Source organism: Fictibacillus sp. Mic-4, assembly GCF_049843615.1.
GTDB lineage: Bacteria > Bacillota > Bacilli > Bacillales > Fictibacillaceae > Fictibacillus_A > Fictibacillus_A gelatini.
In genome coordinates this window covers 1-25,821 of record NZ_JBBHZM010000042.1, presented here as the reverse complement: position 1 = coordinate 25,821, position 25,821 = coordinate 1, and the positions used below count along the sequence as shown (strand labels likewise).

General features: G+C 41.6%; 27 protein-coding genes. 8 read left to right on the top strand and 19 right to left on the bottom strand.

The genetic code is table 11. The features are described 5' to 3' along the window. The 4 genes from WD019_RS18895 to WD019_RS18880 all read right to left on the bottom strand — a co-directional run. Positions 1-921, bottom strand: a 921-nt coding sequence (locus WD019_RS18895; RefSeq protein WP_425712475.1) for a hypothetical protein, incomplete at its 3' end; no start/stop codon positions are given. Positions 922-1,062: 141 nt separating this feature from the next. Then, positions 1,063-3,318, bottom strand: coding sequence for a CDP-glycerol glycerophosphotransferase family protein (locus WD019_RS18890; protein ID WP_425712474.1), 2,256 nt, complete (start codon positions 3,316-3,318; stop codon positions 1,063-1,065). Positions 3,319-3,380: 62 nt separating this feature from the next. Beyond that, the gene (tagD, locus tag WD019_RS18885; protein ID WP_026679230.1) at positions 3,381-3,779 is read right to left on the bottom strand and encodes a glycerol-3-phosphate cytidylyltransferase; all 399 of its coding nucleotides are present in this window, start codon (positions 3,777-3,779) and stop codon (positions 3,381-3,383) included. A 626-nt stretch (positions 3,780-4,405) separates the two neighbouring features. Beyond that, positions 4,406-5,518, bottom strand: a complete 1,113-nt coding sequence (locus WD019_RS18880) for a DUF2628 domain-containing protein (protein WP_425712473.1) — start codon at positions 5,516-5,518, stop codon at positions 4,406-4,408. Between the two features lie 182 nt (positions 5,519-5,700). On the opposite strand from WD019_RS18880, the gene WD019_RS18875 reads away from it, so the two are divergent. After that, positions 5,701-5,958 (top strand): hypothetical protein, encoded by a 258-nt coding sequence (locus WD019_RS18875; RefSeq protein ID WP_026679233.1) that lies wholly within the window; start codon positions 5,701-5,703, stop codon positions 5,956-5,958. 48 nt (positions 5,959-6,006) lie between these two features. Here WD019_RS18875 and WD019_RS18870 read toward each other — a convergent pair whose 3' ends face one another. From WD019_RS18870 to WD019_RS18860, 3 genes are read right to left on the bottom strand one after another with little or no spacing between them, the layout of a single operon-like run. Further along, positions 6,007-6,849: a DUF4097 family beta strand repeat-containing protein gene (locus WD019_RS18870; RefSeq protein ID WP_026679234.1), complete on the bottom strand. Its 843-nt coding sequence runs from the start codon at positions 6,847-6,849 to the stop codon at positions 6,007-6,009. Continuing rightward, a complete protein-coding gene (locus tag WD019_RS18865) occupies positions 6,849-7,400 on the bottom strand; it encodes an HAAS signaling domain-containing protein (protein ID WP_425712472.1) in 552 nt (183 codons plus the stop codon). The genes WD019_RS18870 and WD019_RS18865 overlap by 1 nt, the downstream gene beginning before the upstream one ends. Then, the gene (locus WD019_RS18860) at positions 7,400-7,717 is read right to left on the bottom strand and encodes a PadR family transcriptional regulator (protein ID WP_026679236.1); all 318 of its coding nucleotides are present in this window, start codon (positions 7,715-7,717) and stop codon (positions 7,400-7,402) included. The genes WD019_RS18865 and WD019_RS18860 overlap by 1 nt, the downstream gene beginning before the upstream one ends. Positions 7,718-7,978: 261 nt before the next feature. Between WD019_RS18860 and WD019_RS18855 the strand changes: the two genes are divergently transcribed. Further along, positions 7,979-8,536 carry a GNAT family N-acetyltransferase gene (locus WD019_RS18855; RefSeq protein WP_425712471.1) on the top strand — a complete coding sequence of 186 codons (558 nt, stop codon included), beginning with the start codon at positions 7,979-7,981 and terminating at the stop codon, positions 8,534-8,536. Positions 8,537-8,697: 161 nt separating this feature from the next. Continuing rightward, the gene (locus tag WD019_RS18850; protein WP_425712470.1) at positions 8,698-9,237 is read left to right on the top strand and encodes a zinc ribbon domain-containing protein; all 540 of its coding nucleotides are present in this window, start codon (positions 8,698-8,700) and stop codon (positions 9,235-9,237) included. Positions 9,238-9,523: 286 nt separating this feature from the next. Here the strand turns inward: WD019_RS18850 and WD019_RS18845 are convergent, their stop codons facing one another. From WD019_RS18845 to WD019_RS18810, 8 genes are all read right to left on the bottom strand, one after another. After that, on the bottom strand, positions 9,524-10,981 hold the full coding sequence (locus tag WD019_RS18845; RefSeq protein ID WP_425712469.1) for a PH domain-containing protein: 1,458 nt from the start codon (positions 10,979-10,981) through the stop codon (positions 9,524-9,526). Continuing rightward, on the bottom strand, positions 10,965-11,447 hold the full coding sequence (locus WD019_RS18840; RefSeq protein WP_425712468.1) for a PH domain-containing protein: 483 nt from the start codon (positions 11,445-11,447) through the stop codon (positions 10,965-10,967). Before WD019_RS18840 ends, WD019_RS18845 begins: the two co-directional genes overlap by 17 nt. Positions 11,448-11,535: 88 nt before the next feature. Further along, positions 11,536-12,213: a CoA transferase subunit B gene (locus WD019_RS18835; RefSeq protein WP_425712467.1), complete on the bottom strand. Its 678-nt coding sequence runs from the start codon at positions 12,211-12,213 to the stop codon at positions 11,536-11,538. A gap of 5 nt (positions 12,214-12,218) precedes the next feature. After that, positions 12,219-12,905 carry a CoA transferase subunit A gene (locus WD019_RS18830; RefSeq protein ID WP_026679241.1) on the bottom strand — a complete coding sequence of 229 codons (687 nt, stop codon included), beginning with the start codon at positions 12,903-12,905 and terminating at the stop codon, positions 12,219-12,221. 35 nt (positions 12,906-12,940) lie between these two features. Continuing rightward, positions 12,941-14,467 carry an alpha/beta hydrolase gene (locus WD019_RS18825; RefSeq protein ID WP_425712466.1) on the bottom strand — a complete coding sequence of 509 codons (1,527 nt, stop codon included), beginning with the start codon at positions 14,465-14,467 and terminating at the stop codon, positions 12,941-12,943. 181 nt (positions 14,468-14,648) lie between these two features. Beyond that, a complete protein-coding gene (locus tag WD019_RS18820; RefSeq protein WP_425712465.1) occupies positions 14,649-14,783 on the bottom strand; it encodes a hypothetical protein in 135 nt (44 codons plus the stop codon). Between the two features lie 125 nt (positions 14,784-14,908). Further along, complete coding sequence (locus WD019_RS18815; protein ID WP_425712464.1) at positions 14,909-15,694, bottom strand: 3-hydroxybutyrate dehydrogenase; 786 nt, start codon at positions 15,692-15,694, stop codon at positions 14,909-14,911. Between the two features lie 25 nt (positions 15,695-15,719). Continuing rightward, positions 15,720-17,156, bottom strand: coding sequence for a GntP family permease (locus WD019_RS18810; RefSeq protein ID WP_425712463.1), 1,437 nt, complete (start codon positions 17,154-17,156; stop codon positions 15,720-15,722). A gap of 275 nt (positions 17,157-17,431) precedes the next feature. Here WD019_RS18810 and WD019_RS18805 point away from each other — a divergent pair, with 275 nt between their 5' ends. Both WD019_RS18805 and WD019_RS18800 read left to right on the top strand, forming a co-directional pair. Continuing rightward, positions 17,432-18,838 carry a sigma-54 interaction domain-containing protein gene (locus WD019_RS18805; RefSeq protein WP_026679245.1) on the top strand — a complete coding sequence of 469 codons (1,407 nt, stop codon included), beginning with the start codon at positions 17,432-17,434 and terminating at the stop codon, positions 18,836-18,838. A gap of 84 nt (positions 18,839-18,922) precedes the next feature. Then, positions 18,923-20,029 carry a GerAB/ArcD/ProY family transporter gene (locus WD019_RS18800; protein WP_425712462.1) on the top strand — a complete coding sequence of 369 codons (1,107 nt, stop codon included), beginning with the start codon at positions 18,923-18,925 and terminating at the stop codon, positions 20,027-20,029. A gap of 290 nt (positions 20,030-20,319) precedes the next feature. Here WD019_RS18800 and WD019_RS18795 read toward each other — a convergent pair whose 3' ends face one another. Further along, positions 20,320-20,613: an HPr family phosphocarrier protein gene (locus WD019_RS18795; protein WP_026679247.1), complete on the bottom strand. Its 294-nt coding sequence runs from the start codon at positions 20,611-20,613 to the stop codon at positions 20,320-20,322. A 303-nt stretch (positions 20,614-20,916) separates the two neighbouring features. Here WD019_RS18795 and WD019_RS18790 point away from each other — a divergent pair, with 303 nt between their 5' ends. From WD019_RS18790 to WD019_RS18780, 3 genes are all read left to right on the top strand, one after another. Next, positions 20,917-21,615 carry an IspD/TarI family cytidylyltransferase gene (locus WD019_RS18790; protein WP_026679248.1) on the top strand — a complete coding sequence of 233 codons (699 nt, stop codon included), beginning with the start codon at positions 20,917-20,919 and terminating at the stop codon, positions 21,613-21,615. Next, the gene (locus tag WD019_RS18785) at positions 21,612-22,364 is read left to right on the top strand and encodes an SDR family oxidoreductase (protein WP_026679249.1); all 753 of its coding nucleotides are present in this window, start codon (positions 21,612-21,614) and stop codon (positions 22,362-22,364) included. The genes WD019_RS18790 and WD019_RS18785 overlap by 4 nt, the downstream gene beginning before the upstream one ends. Positions 22,365-22,431: 67 nt before the next feature. After that, positions 22,432-23,766 (top strand): CDP-glycerol glycerophosphotransferase family protein, encoded by a 1,335-nt coding sequence (locus WD019_RS18780; RefSeq protein ID WP_161627225.1) that lies wholly within the window; start codon positions 22,432-22,434, stop codon positions 23,764-23,766. Between the two features lie 129 nt (positions 23,767-23,895). On the opposite strand, the gene WD019_RS18775 is transcribed toward WD019_RS18780, so the two are convergent. The 3 genes from WD019_RS18775 to WD019_RS18765 form a co-directional block, all read right to left on the bottom strand. Beyond that, positions 23,896-24,288, bottom strand: coding sequence for an immunity 22 family protein (locus WD019_RS18775; protein ID WP_026679250.1), 393 nt, complete (start codon positions 24,286-24,288; stop codon positions 23,896-23,898). A gap of 281 nt (positions 24,289-24,569) precedes the next feature. Continuing rightward, on the bottom strand, positions 24,570-25,049 hold the full coding sequence (locus tag WD019_RS18770) for an immunity protein YezG family protein (RefSeq protein WP_026679251.1): 480 nt from the start codon (positions 25,047-25,049) through the stop codon (positions 24,570-24,572). A gap of 5 nt (positions 25,050-25,054) precedes the next feature. After that, on the bottom strand, positions 25,055-25,821 hold a 767-nt coding region (locus WD019_RS18765; RefSeq protein ID WP_425712461.1), incomplete at its 5' end, for a DNA/RNA non-specific endonuclease.

Below are 25,821 nucleotides of genomic sequence, written 5' to 3'. Positions count from 1 at the left end.
ATACATTTTATTTTTGCCCTTTGCATAACCACCTTTTGCAAAGTAGCGGGCCTTAAAACGCGGGTTCCCTAATCGTATTAATGTTTTATCTTGTTGATCATGCAAATTTAGTTCTAGATATAAATCATAAATATCTTGTAGTAACGAATGTTCTATAACCGTATTTGTTAAATCAATATCAATATGATAAACATATCGATTTAGTCCATATTTTTCTTCAACATCTTTCTCGAGTAATTGTATTGAAATAGGAACCCTCGCCTCAATATTAGTATCTCGACCTTGTAAAAACAAATAACTCGATTTAATTATTTTTGAATGCTTTGTAAATATTCTCCCACTAATTTTCAATCTCTCGCCTTTTGTTTTTAACCGATCAATTGTTGCTTTTATATTTGGTTTTAATTCTTGGTTAACAGCAAAGGCTAAATTCCCCTTTTTCGTTATGAAAAAGATGCACTTTTGCCCATCCACTTCAAAATAGTCGAGACCTTCGCAGTGCGTATTTTGAAACCGGCCTAATCGAATAAGATATTCAGCATCATATCCTCCATCGTCACGCAATACAAATTCCGCTTTTTCTTCGATTGAAGCAAGCCTTTTCTCGCCAATCTCTTCTTTAGGGACGCTAATCAAAAGATAAATGTCATAAAAATCCCCTTCACTATTATCAAACAGGCTTTTGTTATCTGTTAAATGAATATTGAACTCAAACTGCGAAGAAGGAGTGATTTCCTCTATTTTGTATTTTTTTTCGTTCGATCGCGAGACAAACCATAACTCTTTCGCTTTATAAGCTTCCTTAGCGAATGCCCCCTTTATGGTTAGATGAGATCCGTTTTGTGTGATGGCAATATTTCGCTTCAGTTTAATTATTTTTTTACGAAACCATTTTCGCTTTAATTTTTGAATCAGGCTCATTCACTTTCTCCTCCCTAATGCTACCAACTTAGTCTATAATAACTTTTAAATTTTTTCTACTGGTTATTTTCGTATATTTATAACTAAAAAATAAGGACAGTCGCAAAAGTATTGCAACCGCCCTGATGGTAGTTATTCATATTATTTATTTAGAAAAACACGTTCAACGACTTTTTGGGAAGAATGTCCGGTTTCAAGATAACAAAACTTGTCGTAAAACTCATCCAATATTTCTGAAGGCTTGAAATCGTTCGCTTCAATTTCACGAATCGACCGGATGACTTCAGGCGTCGTTTTCACAAGCGGTCCGGGAGCGTACTGTTCAAAGTCAAAATAAAAGCCTCTTAGCTTGTCGCGGTATGTTTCAATGTCATAGACATAAAAGATCATTGGCCGCTTCAAATTCGCATAATCAAAAAATACAGAAGAATAGTCCGTTATCAACAAATCAGCAATTAAATAAAGCTCGCGAATGTCTTTATGGCTTGAAAAATCATAGGCAAATCCTTCAAAAGGCGCCAGGTCAAAGTTTTCAGCAACGAGATAATGCATTCTTAAAATGAGCACATAATCATCGCCAAGCTTCTCTCGCAATAAATTTAAATCTAAATCAAGATCAAATTTGTACCGGCCTTTGCCGTAAAACTGGTCATCCCGCCATGTAGGCGCATATAAGATGATTTTTTTATCCAGAGGAACACAAAGGCTCTCTTTCAATTTGCGGACAGATTCCGGGTTATTCTCCAAATGCAAGAAGTCATTTCTCGGATAGCCCGATTCAATCATTTCTTTTTCAAATTGGAACGCTCGTTTGAAAATTTCGGTTGAATACGCGTTTGGAGAAATTAAATAATCCCATCTCCGCGCTTCGCGGATGAAATTTCGCTTATATTTTTTCGTATTCGTTCCTGGCATATGAACTTCATCCATGTCGGCAGCCAGCCTCTTTAAAGGGGTGCCGTGCCATGTTTGTAAATAAATAGTATGAGCCGGTTTTGGAATCCATAACGGCAAGCGGCTATTGACCACCCAGTATCGTGCCCGAGCCATTAAAAACAGCCATCGAATGGAGAAACGTCTAACGCAAGGAATACTGTCATCCCCGCGGCTTTCGTATGTTTTCCGGTTAAAGCTCCATACCATTTTATACTCTGGATGATTTTCACATAAGTATTCGTAAATAGCCCGGGGATTGTCGCTATATTGTTTTCCGGCAAAGCTTTCGAACATAATTAAGTTTTTCTTCGCCGGCAGAAATCCGACAAATTTGAATACGAGTAAATACGCCGCTTTCGTTAATTTATGGCGTTTTACTTTGCCGCCAAGCTTTTTCGCGCGGGAGATCAGCTCTCTTTTCAAACTATATTCAGCAATGCGAAGTGAAACATTTCTGCTTTTTTTCCGGGCTTTCAGGCTGAATTTTTTCTTGCCGTTTTTCGATTTCAAAATAGTGGATTGACCCGGATTTCCTTTATGGCGAATCCACTTTAATGGGGACGCTAAAGGAACTTCACCTTCAATTACGTCATTATCTTGTAATTCCATCCAAAGCTTTAAAGACCGATCCTCCGGTACGGATCCGAATGGACCAAGTTCAACTTCAACTTCAAACCCCGCGGAGTCGTAATTTCTTCCTTTCTTGCCGTAACGTTCGGTTAAGTCATTTCGTTTAACCGTTCGGGCTTCAAAACGATATTCATCCCCGTCTTTATGCTTTAATACAAGCGTCTTCTTCCGATTTTCTTCTGTTGACGTTACATCAGTATGAATCACATAACCCGTTAACGATAATTTTCCACTTTTGCTTAGCGACATCGCTTCGATTTTGGCGATGACACCCGGTTCACGGGCCTTAATTGAGACATTCCCTTTATTTGTCGTATAAGGAATGATCACATTTTCGATGGCTGGATTCGTGTAATACAGCAATTCGAGATATGGTTCGTTGCTTTTTAAACGATATCTTTTAATAACTGGCCCGCGTTCATCATCTTCGGAAGCATCCGCTTCATCCAAATCCGTTTCATTTTCCGCCTCATCGTCCTCTGCAGGATCATCTTCCCCTAACGTTGTTTCTTCTTCTTCCGTCTCTTCGTCCGTTTGCTCCACTTCTAAAACGATATAAGCGTCCCAAACGCCGCCTTCCGCTAGTTGTTCAGCGTATTCTGCCAGAGGAATAACCGCTTCTAAACGGCGGAACTCATCGATCTCTTCTATTTGATGCAATGGAAAAGAAAGCTCTTGAGCTGACTGGCGGTTAATGAAAAGAATCGACTTATTTATTGCATTTTCATAAGCTTCATTATATTTAAAATGAATTTGCAAACGATACTGATCGTTTACAAACGTTAGTGAATGAAGGGTACGATTTCGAATCGTAGTGTTTCTGACATCCATTTCTGTAATTACTCTCCTTCAATAGAAAACTCGGCTATAGCCGAGTGTAATGAACTAATCTTTTATCCGTTTTGCACAGAAAATAAATCTTCTTTAATTTTTGAAGTAGAAATACCGATCGTTCTTGGCAAATAAACGACTTCGCAATATTCTTTCAAAAAGTCAAACTTCCCTTTCCAATCATCGCCCATGACAAATACGTCAACGTCATGCTCGATCACGTCGCGCACCTTTTGATCCCAGGAATTTTCCGGAATGACTTCATCCACATAACGAATGGATTCTAAAATAAGTTTGCGGTTTTCAAAGCTGTGATACGCTTTTTTATCTTTGATCGCATTAAATTCATCGGTAGAAATCGCAACAATGAGATAGTCCCCTAATGCCTTTGCGCGTTTTAAAAGATTAATGTGTCCCCAATGAAGTAAATCAAATGTACCGTATGTTATCACTTTCTTCATTTACAACTCTCTCCTAACCATTTCCAATAATAATTTTTTTAACCGAATCTTGTTGTCCTCAACTGGATTTGGCCTTAAATTTTTTGTTCACTGTATCTCTATCTATCATAAAAGCAATGGATCATCCCATAAAAAAAATTCAACCTTCATTATAAGTCGAAAGTCCCAGGATTTCAATTATTATCGAAAAATGCCTGTCTAAAATAATCCTTTCGTTTATTATATCCTGTCTCTGTCTGTACGAAATGAATGGATTTAATTCCCAAAGTATTCTACGCTATGTTATCCCCTATTTTAAAGGGCCTCAAACCATTTTTATGCTTATTAAAAAAACTGGCCAAACGTGACCAGTTTTTTTCCTCAATGTACATACTATAGTTAATTGAATTGGACAGTTAACTTGTATGCATACGGCGAAGCTTTTCCATTCGATCTTTTACCTCCGCATAATACGTTCCTTTTTTTAGATTAAAATAGAGCACTTCCGCATTTTATGGTTGCGTTTTTTATCTTCTGCTACACCTAAAATGCCAAAGTAATCTTTAAAAGTTCGCGTTGATTTCTCACTTTGCCTTTTCCCTAAATAAATGCCGTATACACCCGATTCTTTCACCTTTACATAAAATTTAAAACTCAGCCGGTTTATCGATATAAAACATATCAACAATCTTCGAACGGGCAATCTTCCATTTGCCTTCTTGCTTTTTAAGTGTATGCAGCCTTGTTATCACTTGATTTTCAAACTCCGGTCCATTCAACTTGAATCTGCTTTCATTAAGCTTTACCTGGACAACATTCGGATGGATATAGACAAATTCAATATCATTCACCTGGTAAACAAAGTCGAATGTTTTAAAGGTCTTTTCCGTTCGCACCATTTTCTTATGGTAATCACTATTTTTGGAAAATCCGTCATTATAAATCGTAGACATATAGCCTTCAAGGTCTTCTGATTGATAGCTTTCCGTATTTTTTCGGATCACATCGATGACGTCCTGCAAAATTTTTTCTTTATCCCGTTTTTCTTTGCGTTCGGCTAAAGCTTTTTGATGGGATTCGCTATCAGCTAAAACTTCCATTGTCAACTGATGTTCCATTTTTGTTGTCTGTCTGTCCAGATAGGAAAAAAGGCTAACGACAAGGGTGATGATGATGCCATTTAAGAGAAATGCTAAGGTGGAAATTCCGATTCCGCCCCAACTAGTTCCGCCTATTTCTTTCATGGCTTTTGCGATAGCAGAAGAAGATGCTTCGATCTTTTTTATCTTTTTGATTGTTCTTCTGACATGGAAGTGATAGAGGCGATTGCCCATGAATCCCATGAATGAATGCATGATGAATCCAATGATCAAGTAGGCTATAAAAAGGTTCATTCGATTGAAAGCCAATATTAGTTCAATTATAACGAGCAAAGCGAAAAAAGCGGCAAAAGGCACATACATTTTTCGATACGACAGCCAGATCAAACCTCCGAAAAACGCACTCCAGTTCCATGTTTGGCCCACCGTTTCTTTTGACCATTGCTGTAAATAATAGTCTTTTTTCTTTTCGCCAACTACCATTCCCAGTTCATCAATTATGTTTCCGGGGACTTGCGCCAGATTCGCTTCTTGTTCTTTTGGAGCAGGATGCTCCTGAATCATTTCTAAAAGAGGACTCATTTTTGTGATGGGATGGCCGCAGTTATAACAAAATGAAGCTTTTTCCGAGACTTTTGCCCCGCATTCATGAATAATCAAGCGATCCCCCCGTTTCACTACACAGTATGTTGCAGTTTTCTTATACCCATTTATTTTACCATATGAAACGCCTGAAACAGCTTCATGGGAACCGTAATGATTCAAAGATTCACGAATTTTCCCTTTTCTGTTTTTTATGATCAAGAATATTCGATTATAATAAATATAAGGGGGGATTCCTAATGTATATTTCTCTAATTATTGTCGCTGCGCTTGTTTGCGTGATTGCATTAGTTGCGACGCTTTATGTCGGAAAGCGCGTGGATGAAACGATTCAAGCACATGAAAATACGGAAGGGAACGCTGCCGAAGAAGAACTGGCGCGCTCTCGCGATTACGAAACAAGCTCTTTCAAAAACGTCCGCAACCTGACGTGGATTTATGTCATTACATTTCTAGTTGTGATCATTATTTTCGGTATTGTTATGTATGTATCTTAAAAGGTTGGATGGCCCTGCCCGTTTAAAGCAGGGCCATCCAACCCTATATTACTTGACGTTAAAATCAAAATCGCCGGAGCTTATATCCACTTTGAGAGCATATTTACCTGATCCTAATTTGCCGTGGATGCTGTTGTCCGATTTCGTCTGATAGTTCATCGGCAAATTGACATTTCCGGTGCCAGAACTGCTGTCAAAATCTAAAGCGAGGGAGGATGGCGCTTTGTTGACGTTAACCGTTACATCACCACTTGATCCATCAATGGCGATATTTTGTTTGATCGTATCCAATGAAAGTTCGGTATTCCCTGAATCAGCATGAACCGCAATGTCCCCCTCTAGATGCTCTCCCGTTATATCACCGGAAGAGACCCCGAGCTTAATCTTTTTGCCGGATACTTGAGCGATGTGAATATCACCGGAAGAAGTTTCGACTTGCACTTGTTCGGCCTTTACTCCTCTTACGCTCGCGTCGCCGCTTGAGATATCGACCATTATTTTTTTGTACACTTTTTCAGGAACCGATATTGTGAGTGTTGTACTCGAATACCGTATGCCGAAGCCGATACGGGAATCAAGGCTGATTAGCAGTTGGCTTCCTTCTTGCTTCACGCTAAATTTCATTGCTCTAAGCCCTGCTTTATTCCCTTTCCCCATCAGGTGAACATCAATTGCGTCTTTTTTTGCTGGTACAATTTTAACATCACTAGACCCTGCCGAAACATTAACGGAATCGATTCCACCTGCGGAAACCGATTTCCTTTTATCGATTGATACGGTCTTTCCGTAAAGAAATGAAAATGAAAAATCCTGTTTGGCAACTGCGGTTGAAACAAGCCCCACGATTCCAGCTAAAAAAACGATCGCGGATATCAACATCCATTTTCTCATTAACTTCGCTCTCCTTTCACGATCCGAACATTAAATCTTGCATAGTTCAAAATCATTCGATAAAGAAATTTCCCGATGTAAATCATCACGATGCACATAAACACTCCGAAGCCAGTCAAAGCCATTGCCATAAAGAGTCGTTCCATAAAACTTATATCTTGCAAAAAGACCGGGGATAATACACCGATTCCGCTTGTTGCTATCGCAAAAGATGCGATACATAATACGGCATAAACGACTAAAATAACAATAATCGGCATGAGAAGAAAGACAATGTTAAAGAAGCTTAAACTGACGATAGCGAGCAGTGCCTTCATCATGTTATGCATGGATTTATCAGACTGAGCTTGCGAAAGATGATACTGGGCGAGTATCTCACGGGCAAGCGTTTTCGGAGAACCGAGCTCATTAGCAATTTCATGCTCCGCTTTGCCCTCGGCCATCCCCATTTCAAAATGTTCCTCATAATCATAGATGATTTCTTTTCTTTCGCCTTCGGGCAACTTTTTAATAAAGTTTCCTAATTCGCTTATAAATTGTTTCTTTGTCATTAGACGGCCGCCTCCTTGATGAGCATATTCACTCCTTCTGAAAACTTTAGCCACTCCACAATAAGTTCTTCCATGTACGCTTTTCCTTTACTCGTAATCCTGTAATACTTTCGCGGTGGCCCTTCAGTTGATTCCCGTAAATAGGTGGTAACCAGCTCTTCTTTCGTTAACCGGCGTAATAATGGATAAAGGCTCCCGTCTGCCACCTCGATGCGCTTTGAAATATTTTGAGCCAGTTCGTATCCATATTGATCCTTTTGGTTTACTAATACGAGCACACAAAGCTCCAGAACCCCTTTCTTAAACTGAACATTCATACATTCACCGCCTTTTAGTAATCCTATCGACTAATGAAAATTTATCATTCAGTACTGATCATAGTTCAATACCGGGCGAAAATGACCAACAAACTCCACGCCAACTATAATTTACCATATAGTATTGAACTTTGCAAGATAGTGATCAGTAATTTATTGTGATTTTTCAAGACCTGAGTTCTCTATTTTGTTTTCTTCCTCTTTGACCTATTATAATGATAGCAGAGGTTATAGGTTTTAATAATCAAGGAGGGGTTCCATGTGCTTAACATTGAAGTCAGAAGGCCGCGAATCGAAGATCGAGATGAGCTCCATCAATTTTTTCGCACAGTCGTAACGGATACATTCAGAAAAGAAGGATTATCGGCGCTTGTTGCTGATATCGAAAATGAAATTGAAAGCAAGAAGCAATACTTGAAATACGACCTCGACAGCGATGGAAAAGAGCGGTATTTTTTGATTGCCGCCGATAAAAATGATAATAAAATAATAGGTTCTATTGAACATGGCCCGGCGAGCAGCCTGATGATCAATTGCACCAATGGGCGATTAAAAGGGGTGCCTGAGATCGGGACAGTATTTGTGCTTCCGGATTTTCAGAGGCGCGGCATAGGAAGCCTTCTGTTGAATGTCATGTTTTTAACGCTCTTGAATCGTGGGATTAACGAATTTTGTTTAGACAGCGGCTATAAAACGGCACAGAAAATATGGAAGAAGAAATTTGGAGCCCCGGACTATTTGCTAAAAAATTATTGGGGCGAGGGACAAGATCATATGATTTGGAAAAGGCGGACGGCAGATATGCAGATCATATTTTAGTTTCGGTTTGGTTTCTTCCATCTTCTATTCTTGCGCTATTCTATCATTTCAGAGGCAAACTTTTCGGATTTACTAATCTTCAAGCTGAAAAAGATTCATCAGTCGCCTCCGATTTTTTCTGAATATGCTTTCTCTTTAGTTTACATGAAAATCTCTCATTAATGCTATTTGCACTATTCATTTTACTTATGAATCATCACAACGAAAGAAGTCATTCTATTTTTAGAAAAAGAAAACTTCACGAATCTTGTCATCGGGCGGGTGTCCGGGATCGAGAAAAACACAAAGAAGGACCAAAAGAAAAAGTCAAAAACAACAAAATAAGAAGGCAACAGCTTTCCCTTTGGAACCAGGGAAAGATCAAACAAAAACTAACGTATAAAGCTCAGCTGAAAGGAATCAAAGTGGAAGAAACGGAAGAAAGCTATACGTCCCAAACCTGTCCGTTTTGTCATGGAAGACATAAAATCAATGGACGTCCATTCAAATGTTCTGTTCGCCAAACAGAAATCCATCGGGATGTTAACGGTGCCCAGAATATCGCACGTAAAAAGTACCCGATGGAAGTAAGCCACCTTCTTGAAGTCATATTTAAACAACCGGTCTGGTATAAGCGATATGTGAACGGGAACCCTTATTTTTCAACCGGCCAAGACCGGCATCGATCAAAGTTTAAAAGTATCGCCAGAAGGATGGCGTAGTAGGCACCAACCTTGCCCGCAGGAAGTTGTGTTCCGACCTCTTGTGTTGCTCACCCAAGTTCGACCGCTGCTTCTTCTCTGGAAGAAAGTAAGTTGGATGTTTGTGAGAAAGCAACCACGGTTAGAATCCCACTACTGCCTATGGCAGTAGCTTGCGGCTTTAGCCGTGGGAGTAGGTCACCCCTGGAGAAAATAATCCTACGATTGAAGTCGCAGGCTCGGCGGTTATAACCATTGAAGGCATGGTTACGATCTAAAAAAGAACTCGGATGGCCCGAGTTCTTTTTTACATTGTTGAGCTTCTTCTGCTGTACCAGTTCCAAACAGCCTCTAGCTGTGATGCCTCAAATAGGCGGATCCCCCTGACTGATTTCCCCATAACGGCAATCGATAAGGAGAGCAGCCCTTTTCGCCTTATTGGAGCTGTCGCTGACAATGTCATCGATTGAATGTGCGGACGGCGAACATAATACGTTTTTCTTGCCAAATCTCTCGTCTGAATAGCCAGCTGTTCATTTGACAACATCACGCCCTGCGTGCGGTAAATGAACAGGAACCATAGAGTATCAAGCGGAATAAGAACGAGCGAAAGAATAGCGTGCTTGCCGAAAACCAAGAGCAATAGGCCGGAGACGAGGCACGTAGCTAGCAATTGCCAGCGAACGAAATAGAAGGCTCCACGCCCCGGGGCCCGATCGGAAATCTTGCTTTCATGATACTGCGGAAGAAACTGCTCGAACAACTGCGTAAGCTCAGCTTTCTTTATAAACGGATGCAAAATCACATTTTCTTTTTTATCGGATTGAATGACATAGACTTCGACCTCTGCGTACCCGAGCCATTGCCGGAGCCATCCTTCTTTTACGCAAATCGCCTGTACACGGTGAATGTGAAACGCCGTCTGCTTTTTGTTTAAGAGGCCGTATGAAATAGAAATTTGCGAGCCGTTTTTCTCCACTGTATACCCGCCGAACTTGACAATATAAAACAAAATGGATAGGACCCATGCAAGCAAGCTACCTGCAATAATCGCGAGGATAATAGCAGTAAATCCTGACAGATGATGGATGATCCATGAAGTCATTGACTTATAGACATCCTCTGGGAGAACATCGTCGGCAAAGGATAACATACCGGCAACGGCAGTAATGACGATCCCAAGGTGGGTGGTCGTGCATGCCGCAATCAATAGGTCTTTTGTTCCGAGGCTAATCCTGGCTCCTGCCCGATGGTTTTCTGTTTGTTCTGGCAGAATCTTAATTTCAGCAGTACCGTCCTCTTCAGAAGCAGAAGAATGACTTCCTTTTTCTTTTCGAAGAGCCGCTTGCAGCTCCTCTGCCTCCTTACGGGTAATGGCCGGTATGACGCCATCCGCTTCATTCCCTCCTCCAGGTGTCTCCAATTTCACCTTCACAACCCGGAACAGGCGCTGGATAAGCGGTTCCTCAATAGAAACAGTGTGAATTCGCCGAAAGCTTATATATTTTTCATCACGAAAGAAAACCCCTTTTTTGATCACGATTTGTTCAGCTTCTATCGTATACGAATAGCGCAGCCAGCCGACCAATCCGAAACATACGTTGACGCCAATCAAGAAAGGCGCTGCATACGTCCACAGCCACGGGTGCTTATTCCCTTGAACGACCAGCACGATAAGGGCAGGAAACCATCCTTTAATCGCTTGAATGACAAAAAGAAGAATATAGGTTGGATGCAATCGCTTCGGCTCATTCATCATCATCATCCTTTACCCTTGCAAGTATAGCGATTTGGCTCTGGAGTCTTCTTGCATCCTCCGATTTCAGGCCGCTTATTTTATGGCGTGATGCAGCGGTGACAACAGTAACCGCCGCCAGCCCATACTTTCTCATAAACGGTCCGCTTTCCATTTCGACATGCTGAACACGAATCATCGGAACAAGCACATTATGGATAAAAAAGATGCCTGATTGAATTTCGATTTCCTGCTCGAATACTTCATAGGCAAACCGCCGGTAGCTTAATGTCGGTATAAGCCAGGTGAAAAGTATGAACAACATACAAAACACGACAAGCGCGATCCAGCCCGGTATGTACGTAAAGCTAAAAATTTTCGCAATCAATACATAAAGCAATGATAGAATGATTCCCGTCCCATTAAAAATGGCTCCGGAAATGCGGGATAGCTTCACCGCATCCGGATGCCTTCGATTTGCCAGATTTCGAACCATAGCTTTCCCCTTTCCAATGTTTCTAAAAAAAGGATACCATAACATCCAAAAGAAATCTGGGCTTTATTTTATCATTTGGGAAATTTTTTTAAAAAGCGTCGAGTTTAAGTCCGTGCGCAATAATCAGCTCCGCCTCGGTCGATTGCTGAATGTCTTCGACCGTATAGCCTTTTGCGACTTCGACTAGAATTAGCCCCCGGGGAGTGACATCGATGACGGCGCGGTCCGTAATAATCCGGTCCACGACATTTTCTCCTGTGAGCGGAAGGGAGCATTTTTTCAAAATTTTCGGCTCTCCTTTTTTGTTCACATGTTCCATAATGACGATAATTTTTTTCGCGCCGTGGACGAGGTCCATCGCTCCGCCCATGCCTTTTATCATTTTGCCGGGAATCATCCAATTGGCCAAATCCCCGGTTTCGGACACTTCCATTCCGCCTAAAATCGCTACATCGATGTGACCACCGCGAATCATCGCAAACGATTCAGCACTGTTAAAATAGGCCGCCCCTTCAATCGCTGTGATCGTTTCTTTTCCTGCATTAATAAGATCAGGATCGACTTCGTTTTCCAACGGATAAGGGCCAATGCCGAGCAAACCGTTTTCGGATTGAAGGACGACCTCTTTGTCGCTATCGATATAATTGGCGACAAGTGTCGGCATCCCAATACCGAGGTTCACATAGTTTCCATCTTCGATCTCTTTTTCTGCGCGTCTGGCGATTTTTTCTCTTATTCCTGCTTTTTCATTGATTTTTACCGACATAACGATCACCCCGTTTTCCTTGTTGTTAGCCGTTCGATTCTCTTCTCTAGCTTTCCGATGGCAAGCCGCTGCACATAAATGCCGGGGGTGTGAATTTCATTCGGATGCAGTTCGCCTATTTTTTCCACTTCGGCAATCGTGATGTTCCCGGCCGCCGCCATCATCGGATTAAAATTTTGTGCCGTTTTATTGTAAGTTAAATTGCCCATCCGGTCTGCTTTTGCGGCGCATACTAAACTAAAATCAGCTGTAAGCGCTTCCTCGAGCACATATTTTTTTCTGCGGAACGTCCGAACTTCTTTTCCTTCTGCTAACATTGTCCCTACCCCGGCCGGTGTATAAAAAGCGGGGATTCCTGCTCCACCTGCGCGGATTTTTTCCGCCAGCGTCCCCTGCGGAATGAGCTCAACTTCCAGTTCCCCCGATAATGCCTGGCGCTCAAACTCTTTGTTTTCACCAACATACGAGCTAATCATCTTTTTAATTTGTTTATTTTTAAGAAGGATTCCGAGCCCCCAATCGTCCACTCCGCAGTTGTTGGAGATGATCGTCAAATCCTTGACGCCTGTTTCGGCGAGTGCCTTGATCAGGTTTTCCGGAATTCCACAAAGGCCGAATCCTCCGACCATCAATGTCGCTCCATCAGGTATATCTTGAACAGCCTCTTGAAAGGTTGAAAAAACTTGTTTCATCGTAAGTCTCCCTCCTATCTTTCTATCAAACGATTTTATTCAGGTTCAATTTCATTTCCCGTCTTTAAATCTATGACTTTTGTAGGATCGTCCGGTGTCGGGATCGTCTTGCTTTTTGGCGGCTTATGATGGTTTTCCACCCAGTTGACCATAAGATCAAACGCCTGATGGGCATACGGCAGCAATGGCTGAAGCTCCTTGTTTGGATCAGTTGACTGGTTCCAGACAAGGCTGTCGACATGGTTGCCTTTTTCAATCATATACAGCCGGTGGAGCTTCCCTTTCCCCGCTCGTTCGACCAGTTTTTCATAAGGCTTTGCATGAACGGACGGAAAGATGAGAGAATCCCATGATCCGGCGATGCTGATGAGCGGAACATTGATATCCCCTGTATTTTCGATCTTCTTTACATTGTTTTTCACGCTTTTTGGCCTTGACCAATAATCATAGTTTTTAAAGATAGAATCATAGGAACGGTCGCGGACACCGTTTTTGAAATTCAAATAGTTTTGCCACTGGATCCGGTTTGGCGCATTCGGGTCAAATTCATCACGATAGATGTTGAGTGTGACGAACCAATAAATCTGGTCATGGTAATTCCAGAGCCGTTCGGATCCTTTTGGAAGCCCTGCTTTATACATCGCTTCCATCGCTTTTTCTTTTTCTTCTCCCGTGCCGTAAAGCGCCGCCCCGGCGTTATTGACGACCGGAGTAAGCGAGCTGATTAAATTCGGATCATGGGCCCTCCAGAGCACTCCTTCCCAGTCAATCCCTCCGTCAAATAGCGCTGGCTGCCCTGTCTTTTCCGGCCCATCGTGCTCAAGAGCATAACGAACGACATAACCGCCGTTGGAAATACCGATTGCATAAGTGGGTACCTGGTGATCCTTCGTGATGAGCTTGCTTGCCGGGTTCTTTCTGTCATGCCGGTCAATCAACTGATCTTTATAGTTTTTCACTAAAAAGTGTTGCGCCGCCTTCGTTACCTGGCGAAAACGCTCATGCCACTCCTTGACGCTGTCGTCTTCAGACACGAGCGCATTTTTCACTTTGGCGAGCGGATCATCCGGGTCCTCTTCCCCTTGCGTTCCTTTATTGATAGCAGCAAACGCATACCCTTTCGCCAAAACAAAATCGCTGAACAGCAAGTCCGTCGATGTCTCGTTCCGTGTCGCCGGAATCCCGGAAACGACAAGCTTGCCGTTCCACTTGTCCGGCACGCGGATGACAAATTTGGCATCTTCAAATCGGCCATTTACTTGAACCCCGGTGATTTCAGCCGGATGATACATCTTGTACCAGCCAGTTCCATCGGTTGGGCTCCCCCAGTTGTATGGCGCAAGCCCGACATTCCCGTAGACGGTCGCCGCCGCATATTGCTTCGGGTTTTTCGTCGTCAGCCAGTTTCCATCTTTCCCGTTAAAGTGGGTGATCGTTACATCATCTGCCCCTCGTATATTTGCGGGTGCAGCGGCCCGCGCGGAAGTCAGATAAGAGTCTGGCGCGGCAAAAGGCATTATCAAAGCCGAAGCTGTAGCTATCGCTAACCATGTCCGTTTCATGAAATGATCCCTCCTTTTCTAAATTGATTGATATCCGCTGTATTCTGATTGATATCTTTCTTCATTTGATCGATATCTTCCCCGATTTGACTGATATCTTTAAAAATGATTGATATCCGCTGTATTCTGATTGATATCTTTCTTCATTTGATCGATATCTATCTCGATTTGACTGATATCCTTAAAAATGATTGATATCTGCTGTATTCTGATTGATATCTTTCTTCATTTGATCGATATCCGCCCCGATTTGATTGATATCTTTAAAAATGATTGAATTGATACCTGCTGCATTCTGATTGATATCTTTCTTCATTTGATCGATATCTATCTCGATTTGACTGATATCCTTAAAAATGATTGATATCTGCTGTATTCTGATCGATATCTTCCTCGATTTGATCGATTTCCTGCCGAAGTTGAACGATATCCGTCCTACTTTTATTGCACGGTGTAGCCGCCATCGAGAACGACGGCCTGGCCGGTTACTCCTTTTGCTTTGTCGCTTGCTAAAAATGCGGCGTAATCCGCGATTTCAGAGGCAGATAATAAACGTTTTTGCGGAACGAGCGGATAAATGACCTCTTCTAGTACGCGGTCCAGCGGGACATTCCGCGTTTTTGCCAGATCGTTTAACTGATTTTGGACAAGCGGCGTATCGACATATCCCGGGCAAAGGGCATTGACCGTAATGCCGTGTTCCGCTCCTTCAAGCGCCGCGACTTTCGTTAGCCCGATGATGCCATGCTTGGCGCTGTTGTATGCTGCTTTACCTGCGAACCCAATCAAGCCGTTGATCGATGCCATATTAATGATTCGTCCATACCCTTTTTCCTTCATAAGCGGAAAGACGTGTTTTATCCCGATAAAAGAGCCGGTCAACATCACTTTGACAAGCCATTCGAATTTTTCAACGGGGAACTCCTCAATTGGCGACACGTGCTGGAGACCCGCATTGTTGACTAAAACATCAATCGTACCGAACGTATCCGTTGTTTTTTTCAAACTTTGCTGAACTTGTTCTTCATTCGTCACATCACAGACGATCGGAAGTGCCGCGTAGCCTTCCTCCTTAAGCTCTCCCGCTGCTTTTTCACACTTGTCGCGGTCCAAATCGCAAATGGCGACGTTCGCGCCTTCCCTGGCAAAAGTCTGAGCGATTTCAAATCCGATTCCACTGGCCGCACCTGTAATAAAAGCGACTTTCTCCTTTAATAAGGTTGACATATGGTTCTCTCCCCTCGTAATCTCTTTAAACGATGCCGGTGAGGCTGTACACGCCGATAATGAAAAAGACGGCGAGTGTCTTAATGATCGTAACGGCGAAAATATCGCGATACGACTGGCGATGGGTCAATCCAGTCACGGCAAGCAATGTAATTACCGCACCGTTATGAGGCAGTGTATCCATTCCCCCGGACGCCATGGAAATGACCCGGTGCATTACTTCCGGTGGGATATGAAATTGCTGGATTGCCGCGATATATTTATCGGACATCGCGCTCAGTGCAATTCCCATTCCTCCAGAAGCTGATCCTGTTACTCCGGCAAGCGTTGTCGTCGTGACGGCCCCATTGACAAGCGGGTCGGTAAATGTATGGGAAATTCCCTTGCTGATAACCGCAAATCCTGGAAGGGAAGCGATGACACCGCCAAAACCGTATTCCGCGCCTGTGTTCATGGAAGCGAGCAGTGCACCACCGATGCTTGTATTCAGGCCTGACTTCATATTTGCCTTTACTTTCTTCCAATCAAACAAAACAGTGGCGATAATTCCGACAAGAAGCGCTAATTCGACTGACCAAATAGCCGCTACCGCCGAAATCTCCACCTTGCCAAACGCCTCTAATCCGATTAATTTAAAATCGAATCCGTTCGGGTACCATTTCGGCAGCATAATTGTAAATATTTTGTTCATGACCCCGACAAGTATGAGTGGCACAAACGCAAAAATCTGGCGGGCGACGCTTTCACGAGCTACAGGTGTAATGGCCCTTTCTGCTTTCGCCTCAGATTCCAGCGCGGCCGCCATTTCCGGATGATCCAAAGGCAAGTATCCTTCCCCTGCCTTTTCCGCTTTCCTCCTCCGTGATTCTAAATAAAGCATGCCGACGGCGAAGACGAATACCGCACCAATAATCCCGAGTATGGGCGCCGCGTAAATATCCGTTTTAAAAAAGGAGGTTGGAATGACGTTTTGAATTTGCGGCGTTCCCGGCAGGGCGTCCATCGTAAACGTAAAGGCGCCAAGCGCAATCGTCCCGGGAATAAGCCTTTTCGGAATGTTCGCTTCACGGAACATATTGGCCGCAAATGGGTAAACGGCAAAGACGACAACGAATAAGCTGACACCGCTGTACGTTAAAATCGCCCCTAATAAAACGATGGCCAGTATTGCCCGTTTTGCCCCGATCAACCGGACGATCGTTTTCGCAATCGACTCGGCAAGCCCGGACATTTCAACGACCTTCCCGAAGATCGCGCCTAATAGGAACACCGGAAAATAAAGCTTGATGAACCCGACCATCTTTTCCATAAAAACGTTCGAGAAAAACGGAAGAACATATCCCGGGTCCGTCAATAAAACGGCGAGCAGCGCACAAATCGGAGCAAATAAAATGACTGAAAAACCGCGATAAGCAACAAACATTAATAGTCCTAAAGCTAAAAGAATAATAATAAGCTCCAAACCCAAATCCCCCTTAAGTTTATTTTCCAATCAAAAAGTAAACGCTTTCAACTCATGCTTCAACCTCCTTTGCTTATTGATCTAGCAATTTTCATGCCAAATAAAAAAATGCCTTTCCCTGCGGAAAAACCTCGCTTTCGTGATTCCGGAAAAACGGAAAATTCCGTTTTTCCGGAATCGATTTTAGCTTAAATTCCGTTAAGTCGGAATTTTAAGAACAAAACTCATGTTTTGGTATAATTGAAGTAGATTATTTCGGTTGGGGAGATTAAGTGATGGCAGGAATCGACAAACTTCCGTATGAATGGATTAAGGAAATTATTAATGTCATAGCGGAAAAAATCGTTGTAATTAACCGGGATGGCATCATCGAATACATTAATTCGGCGTATTGTGAGTTCCTCGGAACAACAATGGAGGAAGCAATTGGAAAACCCGTTCAGGAAATTATCGAAAATACTAGAATGCACATTGTCGTCAAAACCGGACAGGCGGAAATTGCATCCGTTCATCCGATCAAAGGGAGCGAAATGATCGCTAACCGCTATCCACTTTATATCAATGGGGAAATTGTTGGAGCGGTCGGAACAGTTAGCTTCGGCAACCCGGAGGAATGGATGGATTACTCTGAGCGGATTCAGCCACTGCTTGCGGAATTGAAATATTATAAAGCAGAATTTCAAAATGAATTGAGAAGCAAATATAATTTTAATGATTTAATTGGCGATAGCCCAATGTTCCAGGCCGCGAAACACCTGGCAGAACGGGCGGCGGGAAGCCAGTCGGCCGTTTTATTATTAGGCGAGTCCGGAACGGGGAAAGAACTATTTGCCCATGCGATCCATCAGACAAGTCCCCGCGGGCATTTTTCTTTTGTCCGGTTAAATTGCGCTTCCATCCCGGAGCACTTGTTTGAATCTGAATTGTTCGGCTACGAGGAAGGCGCATTTACCGGGTCAAAAAAAGGCGGCAAAAAAGGAAAGTTTGAACTTGCCCATTGTGGAACGCTTTTCTTAGATGAAGTCGGAGATATGCCTCTTCATATGCAAAGCAAGCTTCTTCGCGTTTTGCAGGAAAAAGAAATCGAGCGAGTCGGCGGCCAGTCGCCGATTCCCATCGATGTTCGAATCATTGCCGCAACGAATCGCAATTTAGAAAAAATGGTCGAGGAAGGCCATTTTCGCCAGGATCTTTATTATCGGCTCAATGTCATGAAAATCAATATTCCTTCTTTAAGAGAACGTAAAGAAGATATTTTGCCGATTGCGAAAGTATTATTGAAAAAGCTTGAACGCAACTTCCACCGCCAGGGGATCGAACTTTCCACCGAAGTCATCCGCCGTTTTGAAGCCCACTCATGGCCCGGCAACATACGGGAACTGGAAAATGTTTTAGAAAGAGCGGTCAATGTCCTGGATGGAAACATCATTCACGTTGCCCATTTGCCGCTCTATCTTCAAGACAATCACGTGTATAGAGAAACGGCTCACATTCAACCGGATGACGTTCATCCAGCAGAAGAGACGATTCAGCCCTTAAAAGAGATTGTAGCTGCGGCCGAAAAATCAGCAATAAAGAAAGCCCTACAGTTCACAAACGGAAATAAAAGGCTGGCCGCTAAAATGCTCGGGATCGGGAAGACAAGCTTTTACGACAAATGCAGGACGTATGAAATTGACTAGTTCACACAAGCTATTCTCACTTTGAAGGATAGCTTTTTTATTGAGGGAAAAATAAGGGAATCTCTTATTGCAAAGGTGAAGTTGATGTTAGAGAATGGGAAAATTTCTTCGGGGCAATTTAAAATTTTAGTGATTTTATTTACGATCGGAGACAATATTCTAATCATTCAGTCTCCTCCCGCCATCATGGCGAAACAAGATGCGTGGATTTCGGCTGTTTTCGGTTTACTATGCGGACTGCTTATCGTCTGTTTATTTGATGTGTTACAAAAGCACTACCCGCGTCTAACATTCGTAGAAATGGCTGAAAAAATTCTAGAAAGATGGGGCGGTGGAACGGTTTCTTTTCTCTTTCTCTTCTATCTTCTTTTACTCATTCCGACACAGTTTTGGGAAATGGGAAATTTCATGACATTGGAGATTTTACCGAATACACCTGAAAAAGCGGTTACGATCACTTTTCTTTTAGTCGTTCTTCTGGCTGTTCACCTTGGTCTGGAAAACATTTCTCGGAGCGCTGAAATTTGTTTTCCTATTTTGTTTTTTCTATTATTTGTTCTCGTACTTTGCCTCTTACCCAAAATTAAGATTGAAAATATACAACCCGTTTTAGAAGAAGGATTTAAACCCGTCTTCAAAGCATCTTTCACCCTGATTGCCTTTCCGTATGTAGAACTTTTTGTACTGCTTATGATCTTCCCCTATGTTCAAGAAAGGAAAATAAGGAAAAGTATTCTTGTTGGAGTCCTGGTTGGAGGGGGAATTTTAATAGTCATTACATTGGTGACTATTTTAGTTCTTGGCTATGATATGACGGCAAGATACATTTATCCGAGCTATGCGTTAGCGAAAAAGATCAACATTGGCAATTTTGTGCAGCGAATTGAGGCCGTGCTCGCAGTGATTTGGATTATCACGATTTTTTTCAAGACAAGCTTGCTCGTGTATTCGATGACCTTGGGGCTGGCGCAACTTTTAAAGCTAAAAGAATACCGTCTTCTTCTTTTTCCGACGGGAATGATCCTCGTTGTCTTAACTGATATCATCGCTCCAAATAACGCCTACTACAGTTCTCTTGCAGTCTTTTGGCCGTTTTTTGATTTTTCTTTCGGACTTCTTTTACCATTGTTACTGCTAACCATAGGTTTGCTCCGGAAAAAGTTTGAGAAAGTCAAACCAAAGAAAACTTAAACTGTTTCCATACTTTATTCTGTTACAACCCTCTCATGAAGATGAAGGGAAATTCAATGGTTGAGATTTTTTTCATCTGTCTATACTGGGAATATGCGGGAGCTGGTGAAATTTCCCGTCTAATGAAAAGAGGGGAGAGTTGAGTGTGAATCAAGTCATCGAGGCGGTAAAAGTTATTTTTCTCGTGGCAGTTGGCGGAAAATCGGCAATTGTTGAACATGTCGAGGAAAACGAATATGTACACTTATAAAATTCAATATAAGGTCTCACCATAATGTCTGCTCTTACCTCTAATTCGAAGAGCAGACATTTTCTTTCTTCTTATTATTTGTAAAAGCTGTATTGCAAGTGAACACCTCACGTAGTGAATCAAGCGCTTGCCTTCCGTTTTTTCCTCGTGCATGTATGCAATACAATCCCCGTTTTCCGTACAACATGCTGACACTTAACAAGCTTTTGGCGTTTGAGACAAAACCATTGCATTGTATATCAATTTGACACTGCTTAAAGGCATTCGCTGTCTTCACAATTTCCAAAATCGTTTTAGACTTCAATTTTTCCGGAACAAGAATATACGTTTTCATTCGTTTCCCTTCCTTTTCCTTTTTGTTTCATCTCCAGTGTATACGGTGAATGTTAAGGAACGATAAAGGGGCTGTAAAAAATCAAGCAGGGTTCTATGAACTTGTTTTGATCTTCTCTTTGTCGATAGTTTGTTAAAATTGTAGATTAATTGTAAATTTTTTATTAAAATAAGATTGATTGTTCATTTAAAGAGAATAACAACCTATGAACTACATCAAAAGCTCTCTTATTTGACATCAGTGTGGCGGCTACCCCATTTATCGGGCAAGGCAAGCCATTTTCTTGATCAAAAAAGGAGGCCAATGATGAATAGAGTAAGCATGGTACTGCTAGCTGGCGGGGTCGGAAAGCGAATGAAAATGAACGTTCCTAAACAATTGTTAACAATTGGCGGGAAACCGATCATTGCCCACGTACTCGAAAAAATAGAAATGATTGACGAAATTGCTGAAGTCATCATCCCATCCCCAGAAAACTACATCGAAGAAACGATTATGACGATCAATGACCATCAATTCTCAAAACCTTTTCAGGTCATTGAAGGCGGCTCTTCCAGACAAGAATCCACTTACAAAGCATTGCAACATGTCCAACATGAGCACGTTATCATTCACGAAGCGGTTCGGCCGTTTGTCTCAAAAGAAGAATTTATTCATCTCATTCATTGTGAAGAAGAAAACGCCATCTATGGACTCGACATCCCATTTACCGTTTTAGAAGGAAAAGAATACATTGAAGGCAATCTAGAGCGCGACAGACTTGTCAACATCCAGCTCCCGCAAAAATTCAATACGGAAAAACTCCTCGCCGCACATGAAAAAGCCCATCACGAGATGAACGAATTCACCGAAGATGCGAGCCTCTATTTCCACTACTACGGCGAGAATATCAAGGTTTTGGAAGGGACGGAATACAACATTAAGATTACCAAACCGATTGACCGTAAAGTTGCAGAAATCATTTACAAAGATTATGTATTGGGGAGGGAGTATAGCGAATGAAAACGTGCATAGTAACAGGGGCAAGCCGTGGAATTGGACGGGCCATTGCGGTCAAATTAAGTGAACGAAATGATATTGACAATTTGATTCTTGTAGCAAGAAGCAAAAACGATTTAAACGAAACCGTCAAATTGATGAATGAACAAAAAAATATTTACTCTTACAGCGTCGACTTAACCAATTCGGCGGAAACGCAAAAGCTCGTTCATTCGGTTGGCCAGGAATTCGGCACAATCGATTTATTGTTTAACGTCGCAGGTTACGCTGAACCAAAGTCACTTTTGGAAACGACGCTCGAAAATTGGGAAACGACCTATAAAGTAAACGTTCAATCCGTCTTTATGATCACGAAAGAGGTTGTCAAATTCATGAAGAAAACCGGCGGGAAAATTGTCAACGTCGCATCGACAGCCGGAATGAGCTCGCGGCCGGGCTGGCTCGCTTACGCCTCATCGAAAGCGGCTTTAATCAGTATGTCGCAAACATTGTCAGATGAATTGGCGGAGTATGGCATTAAAGTGTATTGCGTGTCTCCGGGACGATGCGCGACGGAACTTCGGCGAATTCTCGCTCCGGACGAAGACCAGAGCAAAATCATGCAGCCAGAACACGTCGCTGATGTCGTCAACAACTTGATTTCCGATCACGGACTTTGCCTTGACGGCCAAAACATCGTCATTCGCCAGCAGCCGCATGTGCAACTTCAAACGGTAAGCAACAAAACAGAAACCGCATCACCATCGCGTTAATGCGTGTGGGGATATTTCATCAATTCCCTTTTTTAATAAAGAGGTGTGTATGTTGGAGGATTTTACATTGACTGAAAAACTGGCTATCGCGCAAACGGCCCTGCTTATCCTGATCTTTCTCTCGCTCAATAAAGGGCTAATTAAAAACAGCTTTAAAAAAGGGAAAGTTTTTCTTAAACGTTTGATAGTCGTTAGCATTTATTATGCTTCCCGTTTTTTCCCCCGTTCCAAAAAGATCATTGTATTTGGCGCTGAGAACGGCAAAGCTCTAAGGGGGAACCCGAAGTATTTGTTTTATGAAGCAATCAAAGAAGACCGGGTGCGCTGCATGTGGATTTTCAAAAGCAAGAAAGCGGTCAACGAAGCGCGCCTGCTTGGATATGAAAGCTATTATTTTCGCTCGCCGAAAGGTATCTATTATCAGCTTAGGGCAAAACTCTTTATTCACTCGCATTCGATCCATGATGATTTCAACCGTAGCTTGCTTGGCGGCGCGATTTCCGTCTGCACGTGGCATGGAGTCGGTTTGAAAAAGGTATTTGGCGCGAATAAAAAGACGTTCACGTACAAAACGATTCATGAGAAAAACCGGATCAAACGATTTTTCAACATGTTTGTCGTACGAACGCAAAACGCCAAAGAAAGCTATGTGATTTCAACAAGCGATGAAGTATCATCCTATTATCCTGAAACCTTCCTCGTGAAAAAGGAAAATTTGATTCAAATGGGGCAGGCAAGAAACGACATCTTCTTTAAGCAGACCGAAGAGGATGAGAAGTTTCCTGAGTATATTAAGAAAAACAAAATCATTACGTACATGCCGACCCATCGAAACTTCGGAAAACTGGATGACAATATTAACACCGTTATGGATTTGCGGGCGCTTGATGCATTTTGTGAAGAAAACGGCTATTTGTTTTTGGTCAAACGGCATATGTATTCAAGTGGAAGGGTTCCAAAAACATTAAAAAATATCATCGATGTATCGAATGACAATCTTGACCCGCAAATGCTGTTAAAGTATACGGACATTCTCATTACCGATTATTCGAGCTGCTACACCGATTATTTATTGCTCGACCGGCCGGTCATCTTTTATTGCTATGACTTGCAAAAATATTTAACCAAGTCGAATGAAATGTACTTTGAATACGAAGATGTGACGCCAGGCCCGAAAGCGAAAGACTTTGACGCATTAATGCAGGCTCTCTATGATGCGGTAAATCATCAAGACGGCTATCGACAGGAGCGGAAACGTGTCCTTGATATTTTCTACTCCGAGGAAAACCAGGCTCCTGTCACAGAGAAACAAATGAAGTACATTTTCGAACACATTTTGAAACTCGATAACGTGAAGAAACAAGACGTAAAAAAAGACAATAAACAGCAAATAACGGCATAATAAACGAGCCCTTGCGGGGGCTCGTTTTTTAAGTAGTAAACATTGATCAAAAATATCATCTGGTAAGAGTTCATCATCATTGAATAAATCAAATCATATCTATAATCAAGGGTCTTTTAAAAAGCTTTTTTAAATGTATGAAACACTTCCAACAAACCTAAATTCATATCCATTTTTAATTACTTCTTTTTTTCTAGCATTATACTTAAAATTATAAAGCAAAATTGCTGAATTAGTATCTTTACAAATTCCAGTTATATTCATTGCCTCAAATCTTGGAATTACTACTTCGTCGTATGAACACCCGGCAATCAAATCTCTTACATTTTCATTACTCCTATCATGAACAACCCTTTCTAAAAAATCCTCGTCAAAATCATCTATGTCTATATTAAAATCAGTTAAAAAGGGAGAAGGGAGAAAGTCACCATCGTCAGTATAAACTAATTCAACATAATTCGATAAAAGTTCTTCATTTTTTATATTACCAATCCATAACGAAACATAACCCTTCTTTTCCATACATATCCTTCCTCGTTTAATGACTAATTTGCAATCCTTTCGATAAAGCTTCTACTCCACTTTTTCATTTAAAGTACTCGGTTCCATATACTACACTTGCATGTAAAATGTCATCTCGCCTGGTAATTGTGCTTCTCACAAAATCCAAATATTAAATCAATACTCCATGATGGTATTACCTTCATGAACTCTGAATTTCAAACTGGTCTCATTCATGTTGTTCTTACTTCACTAATAACAAAAGCACCTGTTGCCTAAAAGGCAACCAAGTGCTTTATTGTTTACTTTTCTTCAAATTCCTTCATTCTCTCTATTAAATCTAAATCTATCTGTTCTTTGTTTTGACTTATATATTTATATTCAAAATACTTAATTCTATCTGTTGGACCAAATTCACTTTCATGCCAATTTGTATAATCAAAATGTACGTTTAATTTACCTGTATCATTTAATAATAATGTCACTGAAAACCAAGGATCTTGGTCATTATCAGTAAAAACTTTTTGGAGTTCAACAGTAAGTTGAAATAATTTATGTAGTTCTTTATTATAAGCCCTCTTATCTACACTATATAATTTTGGAATATAATGTGAAAAAATGTGTTGTTCCTCACCTTTGGGCGTAAAAAAGAAGAAAACTCCTCCTTCTCCCTCCTTGACTTCACCATTAAAACAGAAATTATCCCATTCAGTTGGAATCATATCATTAACCTGTTGTGCAATTTCTTTATATAACTCGTTTAATTCTGTTTCAAAACTCATCAATATCAGCCTCCTGATTTATTTTCAATCTCGCGAATCACTGGAAATTGTCCTTCAATTTCATATTCGACCATAAAGGAAACCGGTCGCATTGAATTATTAGAATAGATCGGTTCAATACTAACAGAGACTTTCTTGGGCGGTACCTCTTTCAATGCATTGGCCCACTCAGTCTCCATTTCGTACCAAACTCCACCCCTCCTATTAATTTGACTATTTTGTGGTACAAGATTATCAATATCAGGAGGACCATTAAATTGTGCTCCTATTAAATGTCCGCCATCATCATCTGGTAATCTGTCTTTTCCCCCTACATTTGCCTGAGCATATTTATTTCTATTAGCCTTTTTCAATACAAGTTCGGGAGCATCTACATTTACAATACGTCCAAGTTTATCGGTAGTATATTTGTAGTTATCATTGGTTACGTACTTAGTATTTGGGAGTAGTTGTTTCTTACCATTTTCACCTTTTATTATGTGCTTTCCAAAATCAATTTCTTTAACTTCGTTGACTATATTACCATTACCCGTACCCTTACCCCCACCCCCATGAATAAGATTATTCACATCAGGCGCATCCGGACCGTTCGAAAATCTTTGCCATAATTCTTCTTTTGTAACAAATTCGTTTGCCGGAACATGTAATCCTTCTGGTGTGATCATAATCGTTTTCGGAGCCAGGCGAATCCTTTTCACTCTTTGCACAAACTCCACCGATTTATCTTTGGCCGCTTTCAGTTTCCCTAATGCCTTCAGTCGACTAACCCTGG